Annotated in this window: 22 protein-coding genes; 4 read left to right on the top strand and 18 right to left on the bottom strand. The window is 39.8% G+C overall.

From position 1 onward, the window contains the following. Positions 1 to 43: 43 nt before the first annotated feature. From AC1M9F_RS06775 to hcaE, 10 genes are all read right to left on the bottom strand, one after another. Positions 44 to 1,069 (bottom strand): substrate-binding domain-containing protein, encoded by a 1,026-nt coding sequence (locus AC1M9F_RS06775; RefSeq protein WP_179997953.1) that lies wholly within the window; start codon positions 1,067 to 1,069, stop codon positions 44 to 46. 354 nt (positions 1,070 to 1,423) lie between these two features. Next, the gene (locus tag AC1M9F_RS06780) at positions 1,424 to 2,956 is read right to left on the bottom strand and encodes a pyridoxal phosphate-dependent decarboxylase family protein (RefSeq protein ID WP_481597382.1); all 1,533 of its coding nucleotides are present in this window, start codon (positions 2,954 to 2,956) and stop codon (positions 1,424 to 1,426) included. Positions 2,957 to 2,959: 3 nt separating this feature from the next. Beyond that, positions 2,960 to 4,333: a diaminobutyrate--2-oxoglutarate transaminase gene (locus AC1M9F_RS06785; protein WP_481591392.1), complete on the bottom strand. Its 1,374-nt coding sequence runs from the start codon at positions 4,331 to 4,333 to the stop codon at positions 2,960 to 2,962. Positions 4,334 to 4,765: 432 nt separating this feature from the next. After that, positions 4,766 to 5,671, bottom strand: a complete 906-nt coding sequence (locus tag AC1M9F_RS06790; protein ID WP_481595948.1) for a DMT family transporter — start codon at positions 5,669 to 5,671, stop codon at positions 4,766 to 4,768. A gap of 88 nt (positions 5,672 to 5,759) precedes the next feature. Then, entirely contained in the window at positions 5,760 to 6,989 is a 1,230-nt protein-coding gene (gene hcaD, locus AC1M9F_RS06795) for a 3-phenylpropionate/cinnamic acid dioxygenase ferredoxin--NAD(+) reductase subunit (protein ID WP_481589006.1), read from the bottom strand. Between the two features lie 4 nt (positions 6,990 to 6,993). After that, the gene (locus AC1M9F_RS06800) at positions 6,994 to 7,959 is read right to left on the bottom strand and encodes a 3-carboxyethylcatechol 2,3-dioxygenase (protein ID WP_481591390.1); all 966 of its coding nucleotides are present in this window, start codon (positions 7,957 to 7,959) and stop codon (positions 6,994 to 6,996) included. Positions 7,960 to 8,027: 68 nt separating this feature from the next. Continuing rightward, positions 8,028 to 8,843, bottom strand: coding sequence for a 3-phenylpropionate-dihydrodiol/cinnamic acid-dihydrodiol dehydrogenase (hcaB, locus tag AC1M9F_RS06805; RefSeq protein ID WP_035267124.1), 816 nt, complete (start codon positions 8,841 to 8,843; stop codon positions 8,028 to 8,030). A gap of 2 nt (positions 8,844 to 8,845) precedes the next feature. Further along, positions 8,846 to 9,172 (bottom strand): 3-phenylpropionate/cinnamic acid dioxygenase ferredoxin subunit, encoded by a 327-nt coding sequence (gene hcaC, locus AC1M9F_RS06810; RefSeq protein WP_005181999.1) that lies wholly within the window; start codon positions 9,170 to 9,172, stop codon positions 8,846 to 8,848. Continuing rightward, complete coding sequence (hcaF, locus tag AC1M9F_RS06815) at positions 9,172 to 9,690, bottom strand: 3-phenylpropionate/cinnamic acid dioxygenase subunit beta (RefSeq protein ID WP_481597383.1); 519 nt, start codon at positions 9,688 to 9,690, stop codon at positions 9,172 to 9,174. Before hcaF ends, hcaC begins: the two co-directional genes overlap by 1 nt. Continuing rightward, positions 9,687 to 11,054 (bottom strand): 3-phenylpropionate/cinnamic acid dioxygenase subunit alpha, encoded by a 1,368-nt coding sequence (hcaE, locus tag AC1M9F_RS06820; RefSeq protein WP_092767097.1) that lies wholly within the window; start codon positions 11,052 to 11,054, stop codon positions 9,687 to 9,689. Before hcaE ends, hcaF begins: the two co-directional genes overlap by 4 nt. Before the next feature lie 281 nt (positions 11,055 to 11,335). On the opposite strand from hcaE, the gene hcaR reads away from it, so the two are divergent. Then, positions 11,336 to 12,235 (top strand): DNA-binding transcriptional regulator HcaR, encoded by a 900-nt coding sequence (gene hcaR, locus AC1M9F_RS06825; protein WP_035267131.1) that lies wholly within the window; start codon positions 11,336 to 11,338, stop codon positions 12,233 to 12,235. A 332-nt stretch (positions 12,236 to 12,567) separates the two neighbouring features. Here hcaR and AC1M9F_RS06830 read toward each other — a convergent pair whose 3' ends face one another. From AC1M9F_RS06830 to AC1M9F_RS06850, 5 genes are all read right to left on the bottom strand, one after another. After that, on the bottom strand, positions 12,568 to 13,428 hold the full coding sequence (locus tag AC1M9F_RS06830) for an alpha/beta fold hydrolase (RefSeq protein ID WP_481597384.1): 861 nt from the start codon (positions 13,426 to 13,428) through the stop codon (positions 12,568 to 12,570). A gap of 331 nt (positions 13,429 to 13,759) precedes the next feature. Then, on the bottom strand, positions 13,760 to 15,031 hold the full coding sequence (locus tag AC1M9F_RS06835; protein WP_481597385.1) for an OprD family outer membrane porin: 1,272 nt from the start codon (positions 15,029 to 15,031) through the stop codon (positions 13,760 to 13,762). A 397-nt stretch (positions 15,032 to 15,428) separates the two neighbouring features. Beyond that, positions 15,429 to 16,448: a 4-hydroxy-2-oxovalerate aldolase gene (gene dmpG, locus AC1M9F_RS06840; protein WP_092767099.1), complete on the bottom strand. Its 1,020-nt coding sequence runs from the start codon at positions 16,446 to 16,448 to the stop codon at positions 15,429 to 15,431. Positions 16,449 to 16,459: 11 nt separating this feature from the next. Then, positions 16,460 to 17,356, bottom strand: a complete 897-nt coding sequence (locus AC1M9F_RS06845) for an acetaldehyde dehydrogenase (acetylating) (RefSeq protein WP_035267137.1) — start codon at positions 17,354 to 17,356, stop codon at positions 16,460 to 16,462. 25 nt (positions 17,357 to 17,381) lie between these two features. Next, positions 17,382 to 18,179, bottom strand: a complete 798-nt coding sequence (locus AC1M9F_RS06850; RefSeq protein WP_180028836.1) for a 2-keto-4-pentenoate hydratase — start codon at positions 18,177 to 18,179, stop codon at positions 17,382 to 17,384. A 543-nt stretch (positions 18,180 to 18,722) separates the two neighbouring features. On the opposite strand from AC1M9F_RS06850, the gene AC1M9F_RS06855 reads away from it, so the two are divergent. Further along, positions 18,723 to 19,424: an SIMPL domain-containing protein gene (locus AC1M9F_RS06855; RefSeq protein ID WP_180028835.1), complete on the top strand. Its 702-nt coding sequence runs from the start codon at positions 18,723 to 18,725 to the stop codon at positions 19,422 to 19,424. A 50-nt stretch (positions 19,425 to 19,474) separates the two neighbouring features. Here the strand turns inward: AC1M9F_RS06855 and AC1M9F_RS06860 are convergent, their stop codons facing one another. Continuing rightward, positions 19,475 to 20,569, bottom strand: a complete 1,095-nt coding sequence (locus AC1M9F_RS06860) for a fatty acid desaturase family protein (RefSeq protein WP_035267144.1) — start codon at positions 20,567 to 20,569, stop codon at positions 19,475 to 19,477. Positions 20,570 to 20,581: 12 nt separating this feature from the next. Next, entirely contained in the window at positions 20,582 to 21,652 is a 1,071-nt protein-coding gene (locus AC1M9F_RS06865; protein ID WP_481597386.1) for a flavin reductase family protein, read from the bottom strand. A gap of 139 nt (positions 21,653 to 21,791) precedes the next feature. Between AC1M9F_RS06865 and fabR the strand changes: the two genes are divergently transcribed. After that, the gene (gene fabR / locus AC1M9F_RS06870; RefSeq protein WP_092767102.1) at positions 21,792 to 22,472 is read left to right on the top strand and encodes an HTH-type transcriptional repressor FabR; all 681 of its coding nucleotides are present in this window, start codon (positions 21,792 to 21,794) and stop codon (positions 22,470 to 22,472) included. 43 nt (positions 22,473 to 22,515) lie between these two features. Here the strand turns inward: fabR and AC1M9F_RS06875 are convergent, their stop codons facing one another. Further along, the gene (locus tag AC1M9F_RS06875; RefSeq protein ID WP_035267149.1) at positions 22,516 to 24,222 is read right to left on the bottom strand and encodes an AMP-binding protein; all 1,707 of its coding nucleotides are present in this window, start codon (positions 24,220 to 24,222) and stop codon (positions 22,516 to 22,518) included. A gap of 318 nt (positions 24,223 to 24,540) precedes the next feature. On the opposite strand from AC1M9F_RS06875, the gene AC1M9F_RS06880 reads away from it, so the two are divergent. Further along, positions 24,541 to 25,743: an iron-containing alcohol dehydrogenase gene (locus AC1M9F_RS06880; protein WP_481597387.1), complete on the top strand. Its 1,203-nt coding sequence runs from the start codon at positions 24,541 to 24,543 to the stop codon at positions 25,741 to 25,743. The last annotated feature ends 8 nt before the right edge of the window (positions 25,744 to 25,751 follow it).

A 25,751-nucleotide genomic window follows, 5' to 3' on the forward strand; every position in this document is an offset into this window, starting at 1 on the left:
AAACCAATGGCAGGATAATTCCTGCCATTAGTTTGTCGTTTGATTACTTAACAGCTTTACCTGCTTTAAAGTTTGCCAAAATTGATGCGCGCTCTTTGTCAGAGAGTGAAATTAAGCCCGCTTTTTCTAACTTAGAACCTTTACCTGAAACACGCTTGTTTAAGAAATATTCAGTAAACTGTGGTAAACCTTTGATTGATTTCAAGTGTTCACCTTTTACATAGAAGAATAATGGGCGTGATACAGGGTAAGAACCATTTAAAATCGTGTTTTCAGACGGTGCCACATTGTTCACAGTTGCAACGCGTAAACGGTCACGGTTTTGATCATAGAAACCTAAACCAAACACACCAACAGCACTTGGAGAAGTTTTTAAGCGTGCAAGTGTTTCTGTATAGTCACCCGCAATTTCCACAACACGACCATCTTTACGGAACGTTGTGCAAGCTTTCTTTTTGGCATCTTTATCTAAAGCTTTAATAGCAGCATACGATTCACAACCAGCGTCCACCATTTTCTCCTGGAAGACTTCACGTGTACCATGATTCGAAGCTGGGATTACAAGCGTGATTGGCTCATTTGGTAATGATTTATCAATTTGATTCCAACGCGTATATGGGTTTTTTACCATTTTACCGTTTGAAGGCAATTCAGCTGCCAAAGCTGCAAATACATGTTGTGGACGTAATTTATAAGCTGCTTTGTTAGCATTTGAAGCAAATACGATACCGTCGTAACCGATTTTAATTTCTAATACTTGGTTAACGCCATTTTTCTTACATTCAGCCAATTCGCTCGATTTAATTGCACGAGATGAGTTAGCAATATCGATCGTATTGTCGCCAACACCATTACAAAATTGTTTTAAACCACCCGACGAACCGCCTGAACCAACTACTGGTGTTTTAAATTGAGGGAAGTTATTACCGAATTCTTCAGCCACAATACTTGCATATGGCAATACTGTAGAAGAACCCGCAATTTGAATTGTGTCACGTGCTGCATTTGCGGTTGTTGCTACAGCTGCCCCAGAAAGTGCTAATGCAATTGCAATATTTGTAAAGCGCATCATGTTATCTCTCAATTTATGCAAATTTGGAGTACGCTACTTTTTATTGAAGTATTGTACTTATTTCGATACATGCATTTTGATTTGATAATATGACAATAAGGTTACAGCTTTATTACGATTTTATTATTTTTATTACACCAACCTGCTTATTTATTTTTTAATTATATTTCAACGATTTATAATAATTACGGTTAAATACTGATATTTTTATTACCTACTTATTCTTTAATAATTATCCCCCCTAATTCCGCATAAAGATTTCTTCAATCATGATCTAAAAATATGTCAAAGTTATGAATTTTGAATATCAAAAAAGCGCTCAATTGAGCGCTTTTTTCAAAAAACAATCTATTAATCGATTGGTGGCGTATATGTACCATCAGCAATTGAAGCTTTGATGCGATCAGACTCAGCCAGTACAAGCGCAAGCAAGTTCTTCACATTGTCTAAAGTTGCTACTGGACTTAAAGTTGTCATTTTCAATGATTGAACCTGACCGACTTTAGTCACACCAATATTCGCTTCACCACTTGCAAACAATTCATCCGCAACGTTTTGGTTCAGTGTATCGAGTAATTCTGTTGGGTAACCTTCAGGAACTACACGGAATAAGACTGATGCAAATTGTGGCTCAACCAATAACTCTAAACCATCTGTTGCTTTAATATAATCTGCAACATCACGCGTTAAAGTAACACCATGGTCAATCATAGAGCCGTAAAGCTCTTCACCGAGTGCTTCAATCGTCATCCACAATTTCAACGCATCAAAACGACGTGTTGTTTGTAGCGATTTAGACACTAAGTTTGGTACACCATGCTCTTCATCATAAGCAGAGTTTAAGTATTCCGCTTCATAATGCATAAAGCGATAGTTCGCTTCATCTTTAAGTAAGAATGCACCACAAGAAATCGTTTGGAAGTAATGCTTATGGAAATCAAGTGTGATTGAATCAGAAAGCTCGATACCATCTAACAAATCACGGTGATTATTAGATAGGATTAAAGCACCGCCCCATGCTGCATCGATATGCATCCACGCGCCGTACTTGTTGGTGATTTCACGGACTTTCTTTAAAGGATCAATTGCACCCGCATCGGTAGTACCTGCAGTTGCAACCACACATGCCACAATTTTGCCTTCATTTTGAAGGTGTGCCATGGTTTTCTCTAGTGCATCCATGTCCATACGCGCATTTTCGTCGACAGGCACAGTCACTACAGATTGGAAGCCCATTCCCATCATCGCCATGTTCTTTTGCACAGAGAAGTGAGCATTTTCAGAACAAATGACTTTAACGTTTCGCATCGCTTCCGCAGGTACACCATCACGCTGAACAGACCACGGATTGCCGTTTTCGTCTTTCCAGTTTTTCGCGATACATGCATCACGTGCAAGCAATACACCCATCAAGTTTGACTGCGTACCGCCAGAGGTGAACACACCTGCTTGACCTGCACCATAACCAACTTTTTGACGAAGCCAATCGATCAACTGAACTTCCATCAATGAACCTGCAGGGCTTTGATCCCATGAGTCCATCGATTGGTTAGTTGCGTTAATGAGTACTTCTGCGATTTGGCTAGTCACCATAGTAGGACAATGCAAATGCGCTAAAGAATGAGGATGATGTACTTTTAAGCTCTTATTGAGGAATAGCTCAACCATACGCTCTAATGACTTTTCCACACCCAATCCTTCTTTAGAAGGATTAAATGCAATTGCACTGCGTAGCTCTTTAATGCTACCGCCTGTGTACATTTTGTCATTTTGTAACCAAGCTGCTACTGCTTGAGTTGCCTGATCCATTGCTGACGTATAGTCAGCAATGGATGCAGCATCATTACAGAGCAAAGCTTTACGGTGTTCTGCAAAATCTACCATGAATTAAGCGCCTCGTACCGCAACTAATGCTTCAGAAATTGCTTTCTTAAAGCGCACAATTACTTCTTCACATTCAGCTTGGTTAATAATTAATGGGCAAAGTAGACGAATCACTGTACCGTTACGCCCACCCTTTTCTAACAACAATTTGTTGTTGAAACACGCTGCTTGGATTGCAGCAGCCAATTGACCATCTGCAGGAAGTGAACCCATATGGTCAGCAGGTTTACGCTCATCAACGATTTCGATACCGATCATTAAACCGCGGCCACGTACATTACCGATACATGGGAATTCTACAGCTAATTTCTTCAATTCAGCTTGAAGGAAATCACCGCGCTCTTGTGCGTTTTGCGCAAGATTTTGCTCTTTAATCGTTTTGATCGTAGCAAGACCAGTACCCATAGCCAATTGGTTACCACGGAAAGTACCCGTGTGACCTGCAGGCTGCCAAGCATCAAACTTACGCTTAATACCAAGTACTGCAAGTGGTAAGCTTCCACCTACTGCTTTCGACATCACTACAACATCAGGTTCGATACCCGCATGTTCAAAGGCAAACATTTTTCCTGAACGCGCGAAACCAGCTTGTACTTCATCAAGAATTAAAACGATGTTGTGCTTTTCAGTCACTTCACGAATTTTTTTCAACCATTTCACAGGTGCTGTAACCACACCGCCCTCGCCTTGAATCGCTTCAAGGATAACTGCAGCAGGCTTAGTCACACCGCTTTCAACATCTTCGATGAAGTTTTCAAAGAAATAAGTAAGCGCGTCAACACCCGCTTCACCGCCTAAACCTAGTGGGCAACGGTATTCATGTGGATACGGCATGAATTGAACGCCTGGCATTAAACCATTAACAGCGTTTTTAGCAGACAAATTACCTGTCATTGCTAATGAGCCGTGAGTCATACCATGGTAGCCACCAGAGAAGCTGATCACAGTGCCACGGCCAGTATATGTTTTTGCAAGTTTAATTGCTGCTTCTGTACCATCTGCACCAGATGGACCACAGAACTGTAGGCAGTACTCTTCTTTACCACCCGGTAATTCAGCAAGTAAAGCTTCAGTAAAAGCATCTTTTAAAGGTGTCGTTAAATCCAAAGTATGTAATGGAAGACCACTCGCTAAAGTGTCTTGAATACTTTGAATGACCGCAGGATGATTATGGCCCAAAGCCAATGTTCCTGCCCCAGCTAAACAATCGAGGTACTCTGTACCTTCAACATCAGTAACCCAGCAACCTTGTGCTTTTGCTATCGCTAACGGCAATTTACGTGGATAGCTACGAACATTAGATTCCATCTGACTTTGGCGAGTCAAATAGTATTCGTTAGTAGAATTAGGTGCAGGATTTACAGAAGAAACGCTCATATCGAATTACCATCTCTGATATGGGTTAATAGAAATAAGTCGGGTGACTTGCGGTCCTTTGACTCGGTGCTTTATAGAGTTCTAGTTAGCCTATTGTGTAGAGTTATAACTAGAGGGCGCGATGATAACGAATTTTGAAATAAAATAAATAGATTTCTATCGTTTTCACCAGCAGATTCTAAAATATTAATGTGACAAATTGATAACTTGTATAGATTTCAAACTGTACCACTTCTATTTTAGATAAGTTTGAACTTGAGCTAAAGTAAAACAGTCCAAATTATGCAAAAAATGTTCAATTTTTTTTGCTGATTTGAACTGACTTTTTCAGTATTCCTAAATTCGAGCTTGGGCTAAAGCATAGTTTTGTAACATTATGAATCTTATATATTCATGTAGTTGTACGTGTGTGATTAAAACCACTTTTTTCACTCATTTTTTTAAGAATAGTTTCAAGAGCTCTCGATTAAAATACATCAGCAACCCCATCATCACAACGACAATCCCCCACAAGGCGTCATTATGAATAATTTCATTATTTAAGGATGCCCCCAAAACTAGGGCGATGACTGGCGTCATGACATTACTCAAAGACACTGTCGACGCTGCTAAGCGGCGAATTAACCAAAAATAGCACAGCATCGCAACAATTGATGACATGATCATTGTGAATAAAAAACCCACCATCGCTTGTGTACTTGGTAGCACGGTTGGGATTTGTTTCCAAATAAATGGAATGATTAAGAGTGATCCTAGAGCTGAAACGATTAATGAACCAGTCGCCTGACTCATGGGGCTTAAAGGTGCATTAATTTGTTTGACCCAAAAAATCGAACTGATATACGACACCATACTGATCAGCATCAAAACCACACCCCAAGGATTGACTCGCTCATCTGCAGATTCTGCAAAAACAAATGTGAGACCTAATACGGCAATGACCATTCCACTCCATTGCAAAATAGACAACTTATGTGTTTTTAGAATGAGATGTCCAATGAGACCTGCAATCAATGGCGAAAATCCGAAGATCAGTGCCATTAAGCCTGACGTTAAATAATTCGCTGCCAAATAGATAAATAACTGCGCACCTATTAAATTTAGGCTACCAGCTACATAACTTTTCAGCGATACATGATCAAACGGGAGTGGATCACGCATCATTTTGAGCAACGCCAAAGCAATTATAGATGCACCAAAGTATCGAATGATGAGCACCCACATTGGATGAATTTCTGCAACACTCCATACAATGGCAAGTGGTGTTGCAGCCCATATCAATACCAATAAGGCATATATACTCGCAACGACCATTATATTTGAGGAACTAGAATTCATAATTTGCTCAAAATTAAATCAATATTTTCTTAGGCACATAAAAAACAGACCTAAGTTACCCTAGGTCTGTTGCACAATCTTACCAAGTTTACTTCACAAGTTTACGAAGGTCTTGGCTAAGATCTAAATATTTATCTGCTTCAAATGCAGCTTGTTTGCTAATCAATTTTTTAAGATGACGCATTTCTTTAGCCGCATTTACCGTAATACCACCAACAATAATACCGTCAGTCACACCGAACAATACAAATGAAGATTCTGCACGTAGCTCAGGATTGATTTCACCACGTACTAACCACTCAGCTGCTGCCATATCACCTACGAATTGGTAGTTAATGTCCAACTGATCTGTCCAGAACCATGCTGGATTAGGAGTAGGATGTTCTACACCCATCACATGGCGTGCAAAGATACCTGCTTGAAGATTGGCATTTTCCCAAGTCTCAACACGACGGTGGTTACCACAGTCACGAAGTTGAGTTGCCACATCACCTGCCGCATAAATATCAGCATTCGAGGTTTGGCAATTTTCGTTTACTTTGATCGCGAGATCAACGTCAAGACCAGCATCAACTGCCAACTGTGCATTTGGCACAATACCGATACCGTAAACCACAGCATCCGCACGAAGTTCTTCGCCATCAGCTAAAGTCACCACAATTTCTTCGCCATCAAGCTTGCACTCTGCAATTGAGGTTGAAAGACGAACATCCACACCTGCCAATTTTTGCTGTTCAAGCAAGAATTCACTCAAGATGCGTGGCGATGAACGCCCCATCACCATTGGTCCCATTTCAATGACAGTGACTTCACATTCTTTGAAACGTGCAGATGATGCAAGCTCAAGACCGATTACACCACCACCAATCAGGATGATACGTTGACCTTTTTGTAACACTGGTACAAGGGCTTGTGAATCTTCAAGATTACGCAGCGTGTAAACATGTTTGCCAAGTGCATCGAAGTTTGGAAGACGACGTGCTGCACCGCCAGTTGCAATCAGCAATTTGTCATAAGCAACAACATCACCATTTTGAAGTTCGACAGTTTTGGCTTCAGCGTTGATTTTCACGACACCATTACCGCGAATTGCTGTCACACCAAGATCTGCTAATTTTTCTTCAGATAAAATTTCAATCTTGGTTTCTTCAGGTTTTAAAATCACGTCTTTAGACAGTGGTGGACGCTCATAAGGAAGATGCGTTTCATCACCAATTAATGTGATTTTACCTTCATATTTGTTTGCACGAAGCTCAAGGATCGCACTTGCGCCTGCTTGACCCGCACCAACGATGACGATGTTGTTTACATTGCTCATGGGATTAACCTTTTAATTCCGCAGATACGATACCGAAGCCCGCAATCCACTCACTAATATCTTCATAGCAGTGAGTTGTCATTTCATACTCACCAACTTCGCTCAGTGCAGCAAATGCTGCCATCCAGCAACGCACTTCTTGACCACCACGACCACCTTCGACACGAATTTCTGCCTCAGTCATCGCTTCCATTGCAGCAAAATCTGCTTGTTTAAATTTCTCAAGCAATGCGATATCCCACTCAGGGCTCAGCGGTACTGCAACTGATGTATCTCCAGCAGCAAGTTTCTGACCAACTGCAATAATTTTCGCTTGACGAGCATTACGTGCTTCTTCAGTTGGATTACGGCCAGCAATTAAAAACTCTTCAACTTCTGGTGGCACTGAACCCATTTGAGGTGTTGGTGGATCATGAGACAAACCACCTGTACCCAATACAAGTACACGCTCATTTTCAAGATTAAGTGACTTAATATATTGTCCAACCGCACGGCCTAAAGCAATGGTACGCTTTGTGGTTGGCATTGGTGCGGCAGCGCCATTAATAAATATTGGAATCGTTTTATAACGATCAAGTTTTCCATCACAAAGGAAGTGTAATGGTTGAGTCACACCATGGTCAGCCTGCATACGATATGAGTATGCAACATCAACACCTTCATCTAGAACTTGACGCACAAGTGCCAAAGCCTTGTCTTCAGGAACATCGATTTTATTGTCAATTTTACCGTAATCCCAGTCACCAGCAGCCGTAGCACGGATACCGACACAGAAACTTGGCATAAGGTCGTAGAAAAAACCGTTAAAATGGTCTGGACCAAAAGTAATGATCAGTGTTGGATCGTAAGCTTTTACTTCAGCAGATAATTGTTCAAAAGCAGCACGTACTTTTTGCTCTTTTGACTGATCTTGAGGTGAAGCAAATTCCATTAAAGGACTGTGCGAAGCACAAATAAGTTTAACGGCCATGAGAGACTCCTTAAAAGGAAGGCAGCCTTAGAACAGGCTGCCGATAAGTCCATTTTTTAGACTAGATTTTATTCGTCAAAGAAACCAGCACGTGGTTGACGTAGACCACGAATACCCAAACCACATTCTGCATTGATCAGAACACCAGTTAAAGGTCGGTTATTTTGACGAGATGCCAAGAGCACATAAGAACCTGTCATTTCTTCAGGCTCAGGTAAGAAGTTCAACGGCATACCACGCGCGATTTTCTCAGGATCACGCGCATCTAAAAGACCTAGATTTTCTTGGCCTAATGATGCAGCACCTTTAATGTTTACATTCATACCTGACGGCGCAACAGCATTCACACGAACTTTGGGTGCAAGCTCGTACGCCAATTCCTTCATGATGCCTACGCCAGCATGCTTAGATGCTGTGTAAACTGGACCACCACCCGCAGAATATAATGCTGAGTTAGATAGTGTGAAGATTATCGAACCTTCAGATTTTACTAACTCATCAAGTGCAGCTTTAGCACCTAGAATTAATGCTTTCGTATTAATTCCCATGATTTCGTCAAACGCTTTATCAAGTTGCTCACCTGAAGTATTGACGATATCTGCGTAGTGATCCCAGATTCCTGCATTACCAATAAAGCAATCAAGCTTACCAAAACGCTCAACAGTTGCTTTTACAGCACGGACATTGTCTTCATAGTTGGCAACATCACCAGCGATTGCAACAATTTGATCACCAAAGCGTTCTTTTAAAGCATCGACTTTAGATTGTGAACGTTGTAACACACCAACGTGTGCACCTTCTTCAAGGAAGCGTTCAACTAAAGCCCAACCTAAACCAGAACCACCACCTGTGATCAGTGCAACTTCGCCTTTAAGCCAACCCATGATTACTCTCCTGCCATCTCAACGTATAACGCACCATCTTCAACAATCACTGGGAAAGTTTGAATTGGATCTGTCGCTGGTAAACATAATGCTTGACCGGTTTTTAAACAGAAGCGAGCTGAATGCAATGGGCATTCGACAGTGCCATCGTCTTCAAGATAACCTTCTGACATTGAAGCATTACCATGAGAACAACGGTCATTCATTGCGAAGAACTCACCACCATTGTTAAACACTGCAAGCGCATCGATACCGTTAACGCCGCAATCTACTTTCAACGCTTCGCCTTCGTCTAATTCGTCAACTTGGCAAACAAAAATCTTATTCATTAGAAGAATACACTCAGGTTGTGAGAGTTATAGGTAACTTGATCAAGCGTGATCTTACGGTTGAAAATTTGGAAGCCTAGGCCACCTTCAACTTTACGGATCTTGTCATGACGTTTACCACAGTAAATCGTGACATCTTTCTCTTTTTGTGTACGGTACAAAAGATATGTAACGTATACATCGTATTCGCCTTCCACTTCAGTAGTTTCTACGATCACGTTACTCACCATATGAGTTGTACGTGATGGAGGCTCTTCAGCCCAAGCCATACCTGTTTCAAGACGAGCAACACGACGCTCTAAAAGATCTTTCGTATCATTGAACACCCAAGTTGTAGGTGGTTCAATTGAACGACGACGGTCACGTGTTTGAGCATTTGGTGTTGTACGTAGCGTGTAAGAAATATCTTCAGCTAACGTATCTAACCAGTCGCGGAATTTCCAATCGTCAAGCAATTTCGCTTCACGATAGAGGAATTGGCTAATTTGATGGTGAAGTTCTAAACTCACTTGACTCATTTCATAAGCTCCTTCTCATATTCGTCAGCTGCTTTCTCAACATCTTCCCATTTTTCATGGATTAGCAAGTCTGCCCAACGACGGTACATGCCGCGTGCCGCAGTTTCTGAGAAAATATAGTTAGTGATACCAGGGATACCATCTTCACGAATTTTCTCGTTGCCAAGACCCATTTCCATAATGAGTTTGTTTTGACGCGCTTTATAACCACGTAAAACTTTTTGAATCTCGATCCAGTTTTCAGAGTCATCTTGCTCTAAGAAACCAGCCGGACCAAATGCACGTGTCGCAGAACGCTCAAACGCTTCTTTCACTTCTTGTGATGCTTCAGCATCCGCAATACAGAACGCCCATACTTCAGTTTTGTTTGGACCACGTGGGTGCCATACGCGAAGTGTTGCTGTACCGTTTAACCAAGACAATGTTGGGAACATAGTGTTATGACCAGCAAGACGTAACGCACGAATTTCACCAAGACGCTCTTTAACTTCTTCGTAAGTTTCGCGGAAATAGTTTGCTACTTCACCATCAACCCATACGTTTGCATCTGGTTTCTCTGTAAAGAAGAAGCCTGAACCGTGACCACGTGAACCATATTGGATCGCGTCTTTCGCAGTTTCCCATACAGGACGTGCAGTTTGCGCAGCACCTAATTTCTTAGTAGATTCGTCATCAGGTTTAGCACCTAATACTTGAATCGCAGATGCGTGAGAGAACAATGCATGATATTGGTCAGATGCAAACTGTTCAGCCGCAAATTTCCAGTTACATTCGATTTCCCACTTATGAACACCACCGATGATCTCAGTACCACCTGGACGACGATCTAATACGCCATCTAAGTACCAAGCGATATCACCCATGTATTCTTCAAGGTCTGGAGTTGTTTCATCCCAACAACCGAAGATTAAGCCTTTATAAGACTTCACACGGTTTACTTCGATCAAACTCCACTTCTCTTTACATGCGCCTTGAGGGAATGCACGATCTTCAAGAGGAATATCTTTAAGAGAGCCGTCTACGCCATAAGACCAACCGTGGTATGGACATGTAAATGCACGAGTGTTACCGCAGTCAGCAAAGCTCACGCGCATTGAACGGTGACGACATTGGTTTAACAATGCTTTGATTGAACCGTCTTTTTGACGTACCACGATGATCGGATCTTCACCCATATAGGTATTGAAGAAATCACCAGCCTTTGGAATTTGGCTTTCATGGCAAAGGAATAACCATGTACGACCGAACACACGTTCAAGTTCTAGTTCATAGATATCTGGATCTGTATAAATAGATGGCGTGATACGTCCATTTTGTGCATCGACTAAAGCATCGATTTCGCGCACATCAATTTTCCCACTCATGAAAAGCTCTCCTGTGACTAAATTAGACACAAACTAATAGACTCAACTTTGCAGAGATAATGAGTTTTGAACGAGTTTTGGGGAAATATTTTTTTTGTTTGAATCAAGATGTTTTATCGATAAATTAATCAATCGCTGAATACGTGAATTTTACCATATTTTAATAATAACGTTGATATTTCAATATGCTCAGCCCCACTTCACCGAATATCCATTTGTGAACTATACTCGCACTTGATCATATTTAGACATTATATGAATCAATCTTTGGATGATTTTTTATGGAACTACGACACCTACGATATTTCATTGCTGTGGCAGAAGAACTCAACTTCACCAAAGCAGCCTTGCGCCTTTATACTGCTCAGCCATCATTGAGCCAGCAGATTAAAGATCTTGAAGATGAAATTGGCGTCCCTTTGCTTTATCGTACAAAACGTAAGGTAGAACTCACTGAGGAGGGTCAAGTCTTCCTTGAACAAGCTCGCCTCACGATAGCCCAAGCAGACAAAGCAGTCGCAATGACTCGTCAGATTGCCAAATCTAAACAGCAATTGTTACGTATCGGCTTTGTTCCCGTCGTTGAAATGAAAATTTTTCCTTACGTTCTCCCTAATCTTCGTGTTCAAAACCGGGATTTAAAGATTGAATTGTTAAGCTTAAACAACTCCGATCAGTCAAAAATGTTAAAAAAAGGCGAAATTGATATCGCTTTTACTCGTCAAAATCTATTTAGTGATGAAATCGAAAGTCAATTTGTTTTACGAGAACCTTTGATTTTCTTACTCCCCAAAGATCATCCACTCGCTAAATACGATCGCATTCCAGTAAAAGAGCTCGATGGAATCGATTTCATTATTCCTTCTGAACAGCAATCTCAAACCCTAAATAAGATCATTCTAGATTTTGCAAAATATCATCAAATCAATTTAAATATTGTTCAAACTGCAGACAATATCCTCTTTAACATTAATTCTATTGGCATGAACCTGGGCTGTACTTTTCTACCTGGATATATCGCACCACTGACGATGAACAACACCGTGATTCGCCCGCTAGACGTGGAATTACCTTCAATCGATTTATTTGCAAGCTATAGAAAAAGTACTAACTCAGAAGGCGTCAAAAAATTTATGGACTTACTGAGCTCTGTTTTTTATCTTGATATTAATCGTAATTAATTAATTTTTTCAAATTAATGATCACCGTTAGAATTAGCGGTGATTTTTATTTTTTATTTTAACTGCCCACCTTAGACTTTAGTCTAATAAAGTTTTACGAATATCATCATAAATTCTATGAATTCAGGCTTTAGATTAGACTATTTTTTAAACAACCCATTAACTAACTAGACTTGATCTACCACTTAAGTCTAATGAATTAAAACAGCTCAATGCTCAATATTGATTATCAATATGCAGATTTAAACGTATTAAACACATGTTCTGTATTTTCAGTTTTAAAAAAGAGGATGATTAAATCATCCTCTTTTTTAGTTTTTTAGGATCTGAAATTATTTAACACCATGAACTGCTAGATAATTTTTGATCACCGTATTAAATTCTTCTGCTTTTTCAACTTGTGACCAGTGACCGCACTGACTGAAAATATGTGCATCAGCATTAGGAACGATATTTAAAATGTCCCAAGTACGAGACACAGGAATCACCACATCTTGAGTACCATGAATCAATAATACAGGAACTGTAATATCTTTCATTTTTTCAAAGTCTAATGGGAACTCGAAACGATCACGGTCACGCGCACCCACGACATCCATTAAACGATCAGATGCGTAGTCATTCGCCGCAGAATCAAAACGTACTTTTACCAGCTCATCTGTAATTAAGTCTTTATTTACAACGAACATTGAAAGTGTCTTACGAATACCTTCTTCTGTTAAAACTGGGTTTGCATGCGCTTTTAGGGCTGCAGTTTGTTTTGCACCACCTGTACCCATTGAAACAATACCGAGTACACGCTCTGGATAATCAAGTGCCAATTGGAATGCTAACCAACCACCTAGCGAATTACCTACTAACCATGTTTTTTCAATACCAAGTGCATCAAGAGTACGAATTGCATGATCAACCCATGCACGGATACCGTATTGAGTTCCTGGTGCAACGACAGTTTGACCATAACCAATGGTATCAATTGCGATACAACGCGCTTGCTCACCAATTGCAGGTAAATTCAACCACCAGTTAGCAGCTGCTGATACACCAGTACCAGAACCATGAAGGAATAAAATAGGCGTGCCTTCACCAATTTCATGATAATGGGTTAACTCGCCTTCTGCTGTTTCAATCCATTTATCTTCCAAACCAAAAAAAGCATCTGTTTTATAATCAGGAATCTGAACAGTACTCATAAATCTTCCTCGTAAAATCCAATATTCATCCATGTTCAGATAAATATTGTCGGTGGGTTTAAATTCAGCTTTACGCCACATATAAGCATGAATTTTAAAGCTTCACCATTTTTTTAATCATACTAAATAACGATAAAAAACAATCTTATATCTATAATTTAAGTTTTTGATTTCATTAAATATTTAAATCACTAACACTGAGATCCATACAACCAAATAACAGCCAAGCATTTATAGAAAATGATGCGGCATCATTTGATACCGCATTGTGTTAGCGTTAACACCAACTGGTAACAATATAGGCATTGAATCGCTTATATTGAAATTCGACTTAGAATGTATAGGTATAGGTTGTTGCTACACGGTGCTCTTCAAGGTCATTACCGAAGCTATAATCTGTATCGATAAACATATAGTTGAAGCCCAAGCCTTTCAACTTTCCTTCAGGCACGACATAGTTCACAATCACATTATTCTCTTTCTCTTCACCTTTAGCTTTGCCTGCACCAAAATCAATGTTATCACCATTGAAATGACGAACTGTTGCAGTTAAACCAGGAATGCCTGCATCTTTAAAGTTATAGGTATAACCTACACTCCAAGAACGCTCATCTTTACGAATAAAGCTTGCAACTGACCAGTTGTCTAAATACGGCTGCGGCACCCAACCACCTAATGTTGGGAACATGCCTGAACCACCCATGTCACCAAACATTTGCTGGTAGCCCAATTGAACGGTGTGCATACCATGATTAATTTTCGTACCTACTGAGACCGCTTGACTGTCGATTTCGCCGTACAATTTGTCGCCTGAATCACTATTATTAAAATAGCGTACATGGCTATCAAGCTTAGTTTTCTCAGTTAAGTTTGTTTTGAATGTTGCTGCTGCATAATGCTGCTGATAGATGTCTGTTACATCAGCATACCAATAGCTACCACCAAGTTCTGGCGTAAATTGATGATCTACACCCGCAATATACATGCCATCACTATTTGTTTTGGCAATTGCAAAGTTATTATGTGGGAATAAGCTAAAGTCTTGGTACTGGTTGTCGTAACGCGCATTAATCCCATCAATATACGCCAAAGTGAGCTTTGTATCTTTGATATCTTTTGATTCGAACCAAGCACCACTATATGTAGTCAACAATTGACGTGATGGATCAAAAAACAATACAGGTGACATTGGTAATAAATCACCTACTTTTAACTCAGTTTTTGCGTATTTAACTTTTAATGTTGCGCCTAATTTTGCGTTATCTTTTTCAACTTTTTTGTTCGCATAATCATATGGCATGTGAATATCATCGACAGTGCCTTGAGACTTTAAGCCCACCGCATATTGTGCCAAAAGGTCTGCACCGACTTGAATGCCTGCACCGATATCATGATAGCCAGATTTAGCATCTAAAGTGACTGCTTGTGTCCAGTTACCATAGCCACGTGTAACGTCACGTCCTGCTTCATGATTATATTCACGATCTAAATAAAAGTTTTTGAATTTCAGTTGAACATTGCTGTCTTTTACAAAATCTGCGTGTACTGTTGCACTCATCCCTGTTGCAGCAATCATTGCTAGCCATAATTTTTGATGACGCATGGCTTCATCCTATACTCAAATCAGCGTTGATGAGCATATTGCTAAATTGTGCACTCTGAAGAAATCAGACTAGAGTCTAAAAAAAATTTAGACTTTTCCGATGAAAAACAATACTTTAAAAACTCTCATTGTTATAAACAATTAATAATAGCTCAGTAACTAAGCAAATTAACTTTTACTATGGATAATTTATTATATTTTAATATCTTACAAATTAACCCAAAAGCATTTTGCCATTTTATTTAATAGTTTTTAAGTTTAACAATCACGATACGCTCTACACCAAATCACTCAATATAAGCACCCAAACATCTCACGCAATTGTTTTTTTATATGTATCTTTTCTAAATTCATAAAAAAAGCACTCCTAAGAGTGCTCTTTCAAATCACTTTTAAATTATGCGTTAAGTTCTTTTGCTTTCGCCATAGTCAAAGCTAGATCTTCAATCATGTCTTCCTGACCACCAACAGTACCACGGCGACCAAGCTCCATTAAGATTTCACGCGCAGATACGCCATATTTCGCTTCAGCACGTTTAGCGAACAATAGGAATGAAGAGTAAACACCCGCATAACCTAAAGTAGCTGCATCACGGTCTGCACGAATTGGGTTGTGCATCATTGGAATCACGAGATCTTCAGCAACATCTTGTACTTTGAACAAGTCAACGCCTGTGTCCATACCCATACGATTTGCAACAGCGATGAACAATTCAAGTGGTGTGTTACCTGCACCCGCACCGAGACCTGCAGACGCCAAGTCAACACGTACCGCGCCTGCTTCAACAGCAGCAACAGTATTTGATACACCCATACCTAAGTTGTGGTGACCGTGGAAACCCAACTCAATGCTTGGGTCCAAGTGTTGACGTAAGTGTCCAACGCGATCAATTACATCTTGAGGAAGCATGTAACCTGCTGAGTCAGTCACATAAATACAGTTTGCACCGTAAGACACCATCTTCTTCGCTTCTTCTAAAAGACGCTCTGGAGATGCCATGTGAGCCAACATTAAGAAGCCCACTGTGTCCATTTCTAATTTACGCGCAGCGGTGATGTGCTGTTCAGAACAGTCAGCTTCAGTACAGTGAGTTGCAACACGAATCGTTGATACACCGATTTCATGTGCCATTTTCAAGTGGTCAACCGTACCGATACCAGGAAGAAGAAGTGCAGAAACTTTTGCATTCTTCATACGCGGTACAACAGCAGACAAGTATTCTTCGTCAGTCGCAGCAGCAAAACCGTAGTTTACTGATGAACCACCAAGGCCGTCACCGTGAGTGACTTCAATTAATGGTACGCCTGCATCATCAAGTGCTGTTGAAATTGCAATCATTTGCTCAACAGTCGTTTGATGGCGCTGCGGATGCATACCATCACGTAAAGTCATATCATGAACAATAATCTTAGACATGCGGTTGCTCCTTAAGCTTCTTCTTTGTTGAATACGTGTTCAGCAAACATTTCTGCTGTACGAGCAGCTGCAGCTGTCATAATGTCGAGGTTACCTGCATATTTCGGCAAGAAATCACCCAAACCTTCTACTTCCAAGAAGATAGAAACACGGTTACCATCAAAAATTGGACCATTTACAAGTTTGTAACCTGGTACATATTTTTGCACTTCTTTAATCATCGCGTGAACTGATTCAGTGATCGCAGCTTGATCTGGCTCACCTTCAACAAGACAGTGTACTGTGTCACGCATCATAAGTGGTGGCTCAGCAGGGTTAATGATGATGATCGCTTTACCTTTTTTCGCACCACCAACTTTCTCAATAGCACCCGCAGTTGTACGTGTGAATTCGTCGATGTTTTTACGTGTACCAGGACCTACAGATTTTGTAGACACAGTCGCGATGATCTCACCATATTCAACAGGTTGAACACGTGAAACTGCTGCAACCATAGGAATTGTCGCCTGACCACCACACGTTACCATATTCACGTTAGGCACTTCACCTTCTGCAAGTAAAGCTTCTAAGTTCACAGGTGGAACACAGAAAGGACCAATTGCAGCAGGTGTTAAGTCAATCATCAGTACACCAAGTTCATTTAACTTGCGGCTGTTTTCAGCATGTACATATGCAGACGTTGCATCAAAAGCAATTTTGATATCATCTTCAATGACGTGAGGAAGAAGACCATCAACCCCTTCTGCAGTGGTTTTTAAACCCATTTTCGCAGCACGAGCAAGACCTTCAGAAGTAGGATCGATACCCACCATCCAAACTGGCTCTAACCATTCGCTACGTTGAAGTTTGTAAAGCAAATCAGTACCAATGTTACCTGGTCCGATCATTGCACATTTAATCTTTTTCATTAACGTACTCTCTCAAAATTCCGACTTATTCAGCAGCGAAAGCAGCAGTCACTGAACCAAAGCCTTCAATCTCAACTTTGAATTCATCACCTGGGTTTGCTACAACCATAGGGCCTAATGCACCTGTTAAAATAATGTCACCAGCTAACAATGGACGACCACGACGTACCATTTCATCAGCAAGCCAGACAGCTGCATTTAAAGGGTTTGCTAAGCAAGCCTTACCAACACCTTGAGACACGACTTCTTCACCACGTGTCATGATCATTTTACAATTCACTAGATCAAGGTTATCGAGTTTTACAGGACGTGAACCCAATACAAATGCAGCTGAAGATGCATTATCTGCGACAGTGTCAATCAAACTGATCTTCCAGTTTTCAATTCGACTATCCACCACCTCAACAGCAGGAAGTGCATAATCAGTCGCGCTGATAATGTCAGCATAAGTGTGTTTTTCTTTCGTTAAATCTTGTTTGATCACCAAAGCGATTTCCGCTTCTACTTTAGGTTGGATCAATAGACCTGCAGGAATCGCCTCTCCATCACCATAAGCCATGTCTGCAAACAGCATACCGAAGTCAGGTTGATCTACACCGAGTTGTGCTTGAACCACTTTTGATGTCAAACCGATTTTACGCCCAACTAAACGACGACCTTCTGATAAGGCACGCGCTGTATTCACTTCTTGTACAGCGTAAGCGATATCTACATCAGCAGCTTCACCACCCAACGTTGGGCGAATTGGTGCGATTGCACTTTGTGATAATTCAGCAGTTCGTAACGCTTGTGCTACTGATTCAACTACAGCAGAATTAGACATCAAGACTTCCTTCAACTTCATTCGATGATCTATTTGACCTTAGGAAATTGCTTGAAAACAACCTTCTAAAGGACAAATTCTTTTAGAGAGATACCTGCATCTCTGATGAGAGCTAGAATGGAAAAATCTTGACCTATATGCCAATACTTATTTTCTTTATGACAATAGTTTCAGACTATAAATAATTTATCAAATCAAGACACTATCTTATTGTTTTACATGTTTTTAAAAATTTATTATTTAAATATACAGAATGTTTAATCTATTTCTAATACTACTTATTAGACCATTGATAATAGAATTATCCATGAATTACAAATTATTAATGCACTAATCCAAAGACAAGTTATATTCTTTTATTGTTCAACTACAATTCAATTAAAATGCATTTTAAAAGCCTTGTTAAGGCGACTTAAGTCGTAAAATCGGTGTTGAATATTACAATTGCTACTATCTCATCACCAAATAATCACATTTTCTCTCCATCAAAAAAGATTAGAATAATCTGTAGAATATTCATCAGGTGAAGATACAGAGATAACAATGAAATTATTAAAACTGCCACTATTGATCTTAGCTACTGGCATTAGCTTTTCGGTACTTGCTGACACAGAACCTAAAACTAATATTATTAATCTTCAAGCAGATGCTTCTAAACAAGTCTCTAATGATGAAATGCACGCCATTCTATTTATTGAAAAAAGTAATAAACAGCCTGCACAACTTTCAACACAAATGACCCAATTGATGAATCAGGCCATCAACATCAGTAAAAAATACCCCCAAGTTAAGGTCGAAACAGGTTCTCAGACCACTTACCCTGTCTATGACAACAACAATTCAACAAAGCTGAAGGAATGGCGCGGCCGCGCTGAAGTGAATATTGAAAGCAAAGATTTTAAAGCAGCGAGCCAGTTAATTAGCGAGTTACAACAAGATTTTCAAACACAATCGATTAATTTCACTGTTTCCACTGAAAAACGAAAGCAGGTTGAAAATGAGTTATTGACAGAAGCCACGCAAAATTTCCAACAGCGCGCTCAGGTTCTCACTAAAGCTTGGAATCGTTCTAGTTATAACTTGGTTAACTTGAATATGAACACCAATAATTATTCACCAAGACCATTAGCCATGGCACGTGCCGCAATGGTTGTAGAGAGTGCACCCGCTGCAGACTCACAAAATATGGCTGCTGGAGAATCAACAATCACAGTCAATGCAAATGGATCAATTCAATTAAAATAGTTCGCTATTAAAGTTCAAAAAGCCACTCAATAAGTGGCTTTTTTTGTTTCTTACTTTTTAAATGGGAAGGCATATTTCACAATACGTCCCAAAACCTGACCATATTGTTTAAATAAACTCGCATTATTGTAATTCAGGCCGTATTTTTCACACACCGCTTTCACTTTAGGCCCCATTTGACGGTAACGTCGAGCAGGAATATCTGGATAAAGATGATGCTCAATCTGATGACTCAAATGCCCCGTCAAAATATGGAATCCTTCAGAACCTGTCAGGTTAGAAGACCCACGAATTTGACGCATATACCAATGGCCACGGCTTTCATTTTCTAAAACTGACTTTGGAAAAACTTCCACATCTTTGGTGAAGTGACCGCAGAAAATGATACTGAATGTCCAAATATTACGAATACCATTAGCGACTAAATTACCTGTGAAAACGGGTAATGCTGCAGGACCTGCAATGAGTGGGAAGAAAACATAATCTTTAAATAACTGTTTCCCCATTTTCTTTTTCATCGGGTTCAAACGTTGTTGAAATTCTTCTTTGGTCATGCGCCCTTTTAAGCGCTTACCAATTTCTAAGTTCTGAATCGCTACACCCCACTGGAATAACAAACAGAATGGAATACTGTAAAGTGGTTGTAATAAATATCCTTTTTTCCAGCGTTGCTCTGGGAACAAACGAAGAATTCCATAACCAATATCATCATCCATACCTTTAATATTGGTATAGGTATGGTGTTTGTAGTTGTGGGTTTGGCGCCAATCATCAGATGTGCCGACGATATCCCATTCGTAAGTTGTCCCTTTAAATTTAGGGTCGTTCATCCAATCATATTGACCATGCATCACATTATGGCCCAACTCCATGTTTTCCATGATTTTGGCAAAACCAAGCAAGCCTGTGCCTAAAAGCCATGCTGGAGGAAACCAGCCAGCAAATAAACATGCACGTCCAAGGATTGAACTGTAGCGAATCGCTGCATACACTCGCTTAATATACTTTTCGTCTTTTTCACCTAAATCATCAAGAACTTCCTGCTTAATTGCATCAAGTTCACGTGCGAGTTCATCAAGTTGTGCATCAGTGAGTTCACGATTTTTTGGGTTTTTGAAATATTGTGCTTGAACTGGCATATTCATGATTATTCTCGCTTATAGGTCGATAGTGAGATCAGACTGAGCTGAATTGATACAGATTTTGAGCAGATTTCCAGGCTCAGTATTTTCTGCACCATTGACGAGGTTTTTAGTTGCACCTTGCGCTTTATGGCATGCACATTTATTACATACCCCCATGCGGCAACCGTGCTGTGGGCGAATATTTTGTTGCTCTAAACTTGCAAGTATTGATTGTCCCTTTGGAATCGTGACGACCTTATTTGATTTCGTAAGTGTGACCTGAACAAAACCAGTTTCATCACTAATGAATGGTTCAACACTGAATGCTTCACCTTTAAATTTATGAACACGAGTATCAGTTAGTTGTTCAGCAACTTGCACAAATCCTGCTGGACCGCATGCATAAACCGTATATTGATCTAAGGATTCGATAGCAGTTAAATGCGAATCTTCTAAACGGGAATCAGCCACTTCATCTTGAGTGGTAAAAAATTCAACATTAAAATTTGAGTGTTGATTCGCCAAAGCAATCAACTCTGTTTGAAATGCTAAATCTTCTGTTTTTTTTGCCCAGTACATCAATTTAACTGACTGAACTAATTTTTTTTCTTGCTGCAATAATGCCTTGATCAAGCTGTACATTGGAGTAATACCACTCCCTGCGGCCAGCATTAATAGAGGTGTATTTACACTTCCAAGTGTCATATCTCCATAGGGTGCACCAAACTCAACAATATCGCCTACCTCAGCAATATCGTTAATCCAAGAACTGACTACACCCTCATCGACTTTCTTAGCAGTCAACAATACATGTTGAGTGTCGATTTTGGTCAAACTATAGGTACGTTCAAAACAACGACCTCGTGTCGTGACAATAACTGGATGATGTTGCCCTGCTTCACCAAACTGAAATTTTCGATTAACCGCAATTTTTAAGCTGACCGTATCATTTGCAACTTGTGTACGTTCAACAATTTTGCCTAATGATTGATTCACCGACCAAATTGGATCGATCTTTTGCAACCAAAAATTGGCAGCATTCGGATCAAATACAGCATTTACTGCGGATCTAATCAAATTTTTAGGTGGCTTAACTGCTTGCATTATGGGCTCATCACAGTGGGTTTAGAATTATTATACACATGTATATATATTTGTATAGACACTTGTATATCATCTATTGATTTCCATATCCTGACACAGATCGATATAATGCAACTCTAACTGTAAACTTCTGATATTTATGAGCAGCTCTACGATTACTCTTTCTCCTCTACATGCCAGTGAATCCGCATCCATTTTGGAGCATCCAACTGCACGTACAGTCGGAAGAAAAGCCACAATCACGAAAGAAGAATTATTCCAAGCTGCTCTCAACCTTATCGGACCTCAAAAAAGCATCGCATCTTTAAGCTTGCGCGAAGTTGCCCGTGAAGCAGGAATTGCGCCAAACAGTTTTTATAGACATTTTAAAGATATCGACGAACTTGCCATTGAATTGATTGATCGCTCAGGTATTGTTTTACGTCAAATCTTGCATCAAGCTCGCTTAAAAGCAGTTCGCAATTCAAGTATTGTGCGTAGTTCAGTTGAAGTATTTATTGAACAGTTAGATGCTGACGAAGGTAATCTGAGCCTGTTGTTACGTGAAGGTTATACTGGTTCTGCCTCTTATAAAGAGGCGGTTGAAAAACAGCTCAATTACTTTCAGCAAGAACTCATGGATGATCTTGTTCGTCTCGAGCAAAATAACTCTCATAAAATCAAGCATCCAGAATTGGCTGCAAAAGCGATTACTCAATTGGTATTCACTATGGGTGCTAAATTAATCAACATGCCACACGATGAAAGAAAAGTTGTAGCTGAACAAACGATGACGATGATCCGAATGATTTTAGAAGGCGCACGTCATCTGAAAGAATAAATACTGAGTGTAAAAAAAGCCCTTCAGTTGAAGGGCTTTTTTATTACTTTTCCCAAATAACTTCTTTATTTTGAGCAACCCAAGTTGGAATAAGAGCTTCGTACTTCGCCTCAATTTTATTACGCTTAATCTTCATAGTCGGCGTCAACATATCGTTATCCATCGTCCACAAATCCATAATGACCACAAAGAATGCAATTTTTTCATGTGGCTCAAGCTTTTCATTAATTTCATTCTTCAACTCAATTAATTTTGCTTCGATATCATCACGTTTATTATCTTGTTGCAATTTATTGCGAATTTCTTCTGCCAACATCACAAAGGCGATCGGCTGTTTATGGCTTGCACCACCAACACAGACAGATTCAATCATTTGGTTATTACCAATCTTTTGTTCAATTGGTACAGGCATCACATACTTACCTTTCTGAGTTTTAAAGATGTCCTTTACACGTCCAGTAATTTTTAGACGGCCAGTCGCATCAATTTCACCCATGTCTCCTGTTCTTAAATAACCATCCTCAGTCAAATCTTCAGCTGTTTTTTCTGGGTTCTTGTAATAACCCAACATGGTTCCTGGGCTTCTGACTAAAATCTCACCATTCTCATCAATCTTGCAGTCTACTCGTGCTTGAACATGTCCGACATATCCACTCATATATTCACCCATACGTGTGATATGCGAGTATCCACAGTTTTCTGTCATTCCATAAACTTCAAGCAACTCTAAGCCCAAATTACGATACCATTTAATAATATCGACGGGTAAAGGTGCAGAACCCGTTAAAGCATAACGAACATGATTCAAACCCAATTTTGCCAAGAGTTTTTGCTTAATCTTATTGCCCAAGAATGGGATTTTAAACAACACGTTTTGTACATTCAGTGGAATTTTTTCATTAATCCCCAAATAAAATTTAGTCCATAAACGTGGCACAGAAAAGAAGATCGTTGGTTTTGCACGATTAAGATCTTCAATAAATGTATCTAATGAATTGGCAAAATAAACGGTAAAACCACAAATCATCACGGATGATTGAATAAATACACGCTCTGCAACATGAGCTAGCGGCAAGTAAGATAAAGCACGATCTTTTTCTGAAACACCAAACGTAGATTTCAGCTCACTCGCAGGTGAGAGCAAGGTCTTATAACTTTGCATAACGCCCTTAGGTAGACCTGTACTGCCCGAGGTATAAATAATGGTCGCAAGCTCATCCTCGTTTGGAAAATAAGGCTCACTGGTTGGTGCTGTTTTCGCAGTGATTTCATCCCATGTTGGCGCATTATAGTCAGGTGCCAATGGCAATTTAATACAATGCATATCTTGCGGGATGATTTGTTTCACATCGTTCCAACTGTCGCCAATACCATCCAATTTACCGATAAACAAAGCCTTAGTTTCACTATGATCTAGAACATATTTGGTTCCTTCACCATTGAGAGTCGTATATAAAGGAACCGACACATGACCTGCCATCCAAATTGCAAGATCTGCCATAATCCAATGCGCACTATTCTTACCAAAAATTGCAATCTGAGAACGACCAGGCAAATTCAAAGATTGTAAATAAGCAGCCATTTTTTTGACTTGACTGGCCACTTCTCCCCAAGTGTATTTAATCACCTGACCATTTGGTAAAGGCTGAACCAAGAAATCTTGGTTTGGCGATTTCTTTTCCCAATACATTAAATAGTGAATATGAGTCGGTAAAAACTCAAATTGGTTGTTGTTCTGATTTACTTCCATGTGTAATGACTCCCAATAACGCATCATTGTTGTTATGTAATGACTCATAACCGAAAGCTGATTTAATCGTTTTAAACTCGTCCTGAGTTCCTGATTGCCGAGTAAAAACTACAGCTTTACGATTTAAATTTTCGAATTATTTTCTATTTTCTATCATGAATTCTGATCAAAATCCAACCATTATTTTGCTCAGTTTAATAGCGCTATATTTTTGATAAAATTGTAATTTAAGACCAATGTGTTGATGATTATCGCCAATGTACTTGGACAATGATTATCCTATAACTAAATCAAACTCATGGATAGAGATTGATCATTATGGCTCAGATTGCCACTATTTTACGTGCAAAAACTCAACTCATGGCTGTCAAAGCCCTCACCCTTGCAATCCCAGTATCACATCCTCTCGTATTTGCGGGTGAAGATTCATCAATGCAATTGTGTGGCAATATTGCTCAGCTCGGCATGAAAAAAGTGATGATTGTGACTGATGCAGTATTGGTCAAATTAGGTGTCATACAACCCATTCAAGATCAATTACAGCACAATGGGATTGAAGTTGTTATTTTCTCTGATGTAAAACCTGATCCAACTTGTGAAATTGTCGAAAAATCTCTAGCACTGTTTAAAAATACCGCATGCGATAGCGTATTGGGTATAGGGGGTGGTTCGACGATTGATACAGCAAAAGTATTAGCGCTCGCAGCCGCAAACCATAAATCGCCTAAACAACTTTTTGGAATTTTAAAAAGCCGTAAACCTGCATATCCATTGTTCGTGATTCCGACCACCGCAGGTACAGGTTCTGAAGTTACCATTGCCGCAGTTATTTCAGACAGTGAAACTCATATTAAAGGCTTAGTTATTGATCCCAAAGTCGTTCCATTAGCAACTGCTTTAGATCCCGTCATCATGAAAGGCATGCCACCTGCTATCACTGCTGACACTGGCATTGATGCCCTTACTCATGCAATTGAATCGTGGGTAAGCGGATTCGCCAACAAACAATCAGATTATTACGCCAGTGCAGCCATGAAATTGATCATGGAGAATTTAAAAAAAGCATTTGAAGATGGTCAGAATATTGCAGCACGTGAAGCAATGGCGCTCGGTTCTCATTATGCTGGTTTGGCAATGAATAGTGCTGGAATTGGCTATGTACATGCTTTGGCGCATCAATTAGGGACTCAATATCAAATCCCACACGGACGCGCTAATGCCATTATCTTGCCTCATGTTCTAGAATTTAATCGTAAAGCATCAGAAAAACGCTTAGCACTAGCAGCGAAGAAAATTGGTTTAAGCTCGTCACACACTTCGGATGAACAAGCCGCAAATATATTCATTCAAAGCGTAAAGCAATTACTCAAAGATTTGAAAATCAATACTGAGATTCCGAATTTAAAAAAGCAAGATTTCCCAGAGATGATTAAATCTGCTTTTACTGAAGCCCATGGAATTTATGCCGTACCAAAATACATGAATTATTCAGATGCTGAGCAAATTTTAAATCGACTTTAATGCCAATA

The organism is Acinetobacter sp. ANC_7504, assembly GCF_056779995.1.

Coding starts and splice junctions, on each gene's coding strand:
- AC1M9F_RS06775 (WP_179997953.1), bottom strand. CDS start 1,069: ATGCGCTTTACAAATATTGCAATTGCATTAGCACTTTCTGGGGCAGCT.
- AC1M9F_RS06780 (WP_481597382.1), bottom strand. CDS start 2,956: ATGGTAGATTTTGCAGAACACCGTAAAGCTTTGCTCTGTAATGATGCT.
- AC1M9F_RS06785 (WP_481591392.1), bottom strand. CDS start 4,333: ATGAGCGTTTCTTCTGTAAATCCTGCACCTAATTCTACTAACGAATAC.
- AC1M9F_RS06790 (WP_481595948.1), bottom strand. CDS start 5,671: ATGAATTCTAGTTCCTCAAATATAATGGTCGTTGCGAGTATATATGCC.
- hcaD (WP_481589006.1), bottom strand. CDS start 6,989: ATGAGCAATGTAAACAACATCGTCATCGTTGGTGCGGGTCAAGCAGGC.
- AC1M9F_RS06800 (WP_481591390.1), bottom strand. CDS start 7,959: ATGGCCGTTAAACTTATTTGTGCTTCGCACAGTCCTTTAATGGAATTT.
- hcaB (WP_035267124.1), bottom strand. CDS start 8,843: ATGGGTTGGCTTAAAGGCGAAGTTGCACTGATCACAGGTGGTGGTTCT.
- hcaC (WP_005181999.1), bottom strand. CDS start 9,172: ATGAATAAGATTTTTGTTTGCCAAGTTGACGAATTAGACGAAGGCGAA.
- hcaF (WP_481597383.1), bottom strand. CDS start 9,690: ATGAGTCAAGTGAGTTTAGAACTTCACCATCAAATTAGCCAATTCCTC.
- hcaE (WP_092767097.1), bottom strand. CDS start 11,054: ATGAGTGGGAAAATTGATGTGCGCGAAATCGATGCTTTAGTCGATGCA.
- hcaR (WP_035267131.1), top strand. CDS start 11,336: ATGGAACTACGACACCTACGATATTTCATTGCTGTGGCAGAAGAACTC.
- AC1M9F_RS06830 (WP_481597384.1), bottom strand. CDS start 13,428: ATGAGTACTGTTCAGATTCCTGATTATAAAACAGATGCTTTTTTTGGT.
- AC1M9F_RS06835 (WP_481597385.1), bottom strand. CDS start 15,031: ATGCGTCATCAAAAATTATGGCTAGCAATGATTGCTGCAACAGGGATG.
- dmpG (WP_092767099.1), bottom strand. CDS start 16,448: ATGTCTAAGATTATTGTTCATGATATGACTTTACGTGATGGTATGCAT.
- AC1M9F_RS06845 (WP_035267137.1), bottom strand. CDS start 17,356: ATGAAAAAGATTAAATGTGCAATGATCGGACCAGGTAACATTGGTACT.
- AC1M9F_RS06850 (WP_180028836.1), bottom strand. CDS start 18,179: ATGTCTAATTCTGCTGTAGTTGAATCAGTAGCACAAGCGTTACGAACT.
- AC1M9F_RS06855 (WP_180028835.1), top strand. CDS start 18,723: ATGAAATTATTAAAACTGCCACTATTGATCTTAGCTACTGGCATTAGC.
- AC1M9F_RS06860 (WP_035267144.1), bottom strand. CDS start 20,569: ATGAATATGCCAGTTCAAGCACAATATTTCAAAAACCCAAAAAATCGT.
- AC1M9F_RS06865 (WP_481597386.1), bottom strand. CDS start 21,652: ATGCAAGCAGTTAAGCCACCTAAAAATTTGATTAGATCCGCAGTAAAT.
- fabR (WP_092767102.1), top strand. CDS start 21,792: ATGAGCAGCTCTACGATTACTCTTTCTCCTCTACATGCCAGTGAATCC.
- AC1M9F_RS06875 (WP_035267149.1), bottom strand. CDS start 24,222: ATGGAAGTAAATCAGAACAACAACCAATTTGAGTTTTTACCGACTCAT.
- AC1M9F_RS06880 (WP_481597387.1), top strand. CDS start 24,541: ATGGCTCAGATTGCCACTATTTTACGTGCAAAAACTCAACTCATGGCT.